The sequence below is a fragment of the Paenibacillus ihuae genome (assembly GCF_001368795.1).
Taxonomy (GTDB): Bacteria; Bacillota; Bacilli; order Paenibacillales; family Paenibacillaceae; genus Paenibacillus_AQ; species Paenibacillus_AQ ihuae.
Map to the genome: position 1 here is coordinate 1,815,598 of NZ_LN831198.1, position 3,014 is coordinate 1,818,611.

General features: G+C 51.4%; 3 protein-coding genes and 1 pseudogene. 3 read left to right on the forward strand and 1 reads right to left on the reverse strand.

All coding sequences use genetic code 11. The features are described from left to right. Positions 1-97: 97 nt before the first annotated feature. Complete coding sequence (locus AQR02_RS08070) at positions 98-793, reverse strand: response regulator transcription factor (protein ID WP_054940135.1); 696 nt, start codon at positions 791-793, stop codon at positions 98-100. A 491-nt stretch (positions 794-1,284) separates the two neighbouring features. On the opposite strand from AQR02_RS08070, the gene AQR02_RS08075 reads away from it, so the two are divergent. The 3 genes and pseudogenes from AQR02_RS08075 to AQR02_RS08085 form a co-directional block, all read left to right on the forward strand. Further along, positions 1,285-2,091, forward strand: coding sequence for a sensor histidine kinase (locus AQR02_RS08075; RefSeq protein ID WP_054940136.1), 807 nt, complete (start codon positions 1,285-1,287; stop codon positions 2,089-2,091). Continuing rightward, positions 2,078-2,743, forward strand: coding sequence for a response regulator (locus tag AQR02_RS08080; RefSeq protein ID WP_054940137.1), 666 nt, complete (start codon positions 2,078-2,080; stop codon positions 2,741-2,743). The genes AQR02_RS08075 and AQR02_RS08080 overlap by 14 nt, the downstream gene beginning before the upstream one ends. Before the next feature lie 58 nt (positions 2,744-2,801). After that, positions 2,802-3,014 (forward strand): annotated as a pseudogene (locus tag AQR02_RS08085) (hypothetical protein); the annotation flags it as partial.

The following is a 3,014-nucleotide window of genomic DNA, read 5'->3' on the forward strand; positions in this document are numbered from 1 at the left end:
TTGTAAAACCTTATACAGTGCATAAGTAAGCGTGCCGGAGAGAAGCATGCTCAGGACAAGCAGCAGGATCATGGTGAAGCGGAAGCTGCGGAACAGTTTAGCCATTGAATGTATACCCTACCCCCCAGATCGTTTTAATCCATTTATTTTTGTTCTGCTCCTCGCCGAGCTTTTTGCGCAGCGTACGGATATGCACCATAACAGTATTCCCGCTCTCATAATAGGCTTCGCCCCAGACCTGCTGGAATAACTGCTCCGCGCTGAATACTTTCTTGGGGTAGCTTGCCAGCAGATAGAGAATATCGAACTCCTTGGGTGTCAGCTCCACATTGTTCCCGAATACAATAACGGTCCTGCGGTCCGGATCAATTATGAGACCCCCGGCTTCAAGCACTGCCTTTTGTTCGGCCTGCGGCTGATTAAGCTGCATAGAACGGCGCAGCTGCGCATTCACCCGGGCGACCAGCTCCATGGGATTAAACGGCTTGGTCATATAATCGTCAGCTCCGATTACGAGACCTGTGATTTTATCCAGGTCCGAGGTTTTGGCGCTTAAAAAGATAATTGGCAGCCTATGCTGCTCCCGGATCTGCCGGGTCACCTCATGCCCGTCCAGCCCGGGCATCATAATATCGAGCACCGCCAAATCGATATGCTGCGATTGGACCGCCTGAACGGCTGCTCTCCCGTCGGTTACCTTGACGGCATGATAGCCCTCTTTTTCCAGATGCAGTCCGACCAGATCGGCAATTTCGGCATCGTCATCGGCGATAAGAATCGTTATCCGTTTCATTTCATTTCCGCTCCTGTTAGAGTTAACTAGATTTTGCACCTGTGCGGCGCTTTGCTCCTAGTGTACCTTATCGGAAGTTGTTTCGCGAACCGTAATCGTGAATAATAGGTATAGCCTGATTCGTTCGGCGACTGCTATGAAATAGAGATTTTTGGAACTGTAAGAGCGGTAGCGTCCGCCTTTGTTCACAGATTTCAACCGCTAAGCGGATCAAATCAGGAAATCTGTGAACAACAGCGGCTGGAAGTCCAAACATTCTCTGTAGTCACAACCAATCCTAAAATATATTAATCACAAGTTCAATTTATATAATTTGCCGGGTGAGAGAGTTACTTTTTAAATACTTAATTTTGTAACATTTATAGAAAAGGCATAGCCCGAAAGAGTCATTCCGGAGCTTAGCCCGAGATGGTAAGGTTAGTATCAGGATTTAGGAGGGGACAGCAACGTATACGAGAATTAAGCTGCTAATTCTGCTGCTTCCAACGCTTATGGTCGGCATCTGGGAATTGGTGCGCCACCAGTTTTTGATGCCTTATATTTCGATGGATATGGGGAACTATTTAACGCCTGTACTGGTCTTTTTGTTCAGCATTATGCTGCTGCTGCCGCTGTTCCAGCTGATGGAGCGGAATCAGCGGGAGCTGGAACAGGAACGGGCTGCAAAGGCTGCTATGGAAGCCCGCGAAGGCTTGGCCAAAGAGCTTCATGACGGGATGGCACAATCCCTGTTTTTGTTATCGGTACGGATTGACCGACTGGAACAGAACCGCAAGCAGGGCGGGATTAGCGCGGAGAGTGTGGATCAGATTAAAAAGACAGTCCATGAAGTGAACCGTTATGTGCGTCAGGCGATTGCCAGCCTCAAGGTGCCGGTCTCCGGCAAGGCGGAATTCTCGCTGGAACGGTCTGTGCAGGAGCAACTGTCCGGAATCGCCAGTGAGGTGATGATCGATGTCTCGCTGAATTGGAGCCTGCAGGAAGATGCATTGACGGCTGCGGAACAAGCCGAGCTGCTGTCCTGCATCCGTGAAGCGATAATCAATGTGCGTAAGCATACGCGGGCAGGCAGGGTTACCCTATCCGGTGAGGGCGGTCAGCGGCACTGGAAAGTGACTGTTGCGGATGATGGTGCGGGAATTATACATAGCGATCCTTTTGCGGTGAGCGGCAGCTACGGCCTCCAGATCATGAAGGAGCGTGCTGAAAGTATGGGCTGGCAGCTTGCCCTGAAATCCGGTGCCGGGGGTACGGTTGTGGAACTAACGAAAGGGGGGCCTGCGGATGAACCGCTGTAGGGTGCTGATCGTCGATGATCATGCGCATGCGCGTGAAGCGATGGGCGAGATTCTGTCGCTGGATGAACGCTTCGAAGTGATTGGTGCAGTCGGAAGCGGGGCCGAGGCGATGGTCTGGACCGGGCAATGGATGCCCGACCTCATTCTGATCGACATTGAAATGCCGGGAATGGACGGGCTGGAGACCACACGGCGGATCAAGCTGGAGTATCCGTATGTCAAGATCGTCATCGTCACTGTTTCTGATGAAATTTCATACTTATTTGAGGCCCTGAAGCAGGGTGCACAGGGATATCTGCTGAAGAATCTGGCTCCGTCGACCTGGATCGAATATCTGCTGGCGATTGTCAGTGAAGAGGTTCCACTTAGCCGGGAGCTGGCTTTTCAGATTCTGAAGGAATTTGCGGTGACCTCTGTGAAGGAGGAACGGGAAGCATTAACGGCGCGGGAGAAGGAAATACTGGGCTGTGTCTCCTCCGGTTCTACGAACAGGGAAATTGCAGTAACCCTCGGCATCTCCGAGCACACGGTCAAAAACCATCTCAAAAATATCCTGCAAAAGCTTCAGCTACAGAATCGGACGCAGCTGACGCGGTATGCCCTGGAGCAGGGGCTGGCCACACGGGAGCGGGATTTTCCGCGGAAGAGATAGAAGATGAACATAGAGATGAACCGTAATATCATTGAGAATTCATAGAGGGGGAATGAACTTGAATACATTGCTTCGTAAAATTATAACTTTAACTGCCCCCATGGCGGCAGCCTTGATGCTGTTTGCAGCGGCAGCCAGTGCGCATGTAACCGTTGCTCCGGCCGAATCCACCACAGGTGCCTGGGAGACTTATACCCTGAAAGTGCCTTCGGAAAAAGACGCTGCCACCGTGCAGGTGGATCTGCGTATTCCGGAAGGTGCCGCATTCAAG

Bases quoted from the DNA above. Each gene is read 5' to 3' on its own strand.
- AQR02_RS08070 (WP_054940135.1), bottom strand. From the start codon at position 793: ATGAAACGGATAACGATTCTTATCGCCGATGACGATGCCGAAATTGCC.
- AQR02_RS08075 (WP_054940136.1), top strand. From the start codon at position 1,285: ATGGTCGGCATCTGGGAATTGGTGCGCCACCAGTTTTTGATGCCTTAT.
- AQR02_RS08080 (WP_054940137.1), top strand. From the start codon at position 2,078: ATGAACCGCTGTAGGGTGCTGATCGTCGATGATCATGCGCATGCGCGT.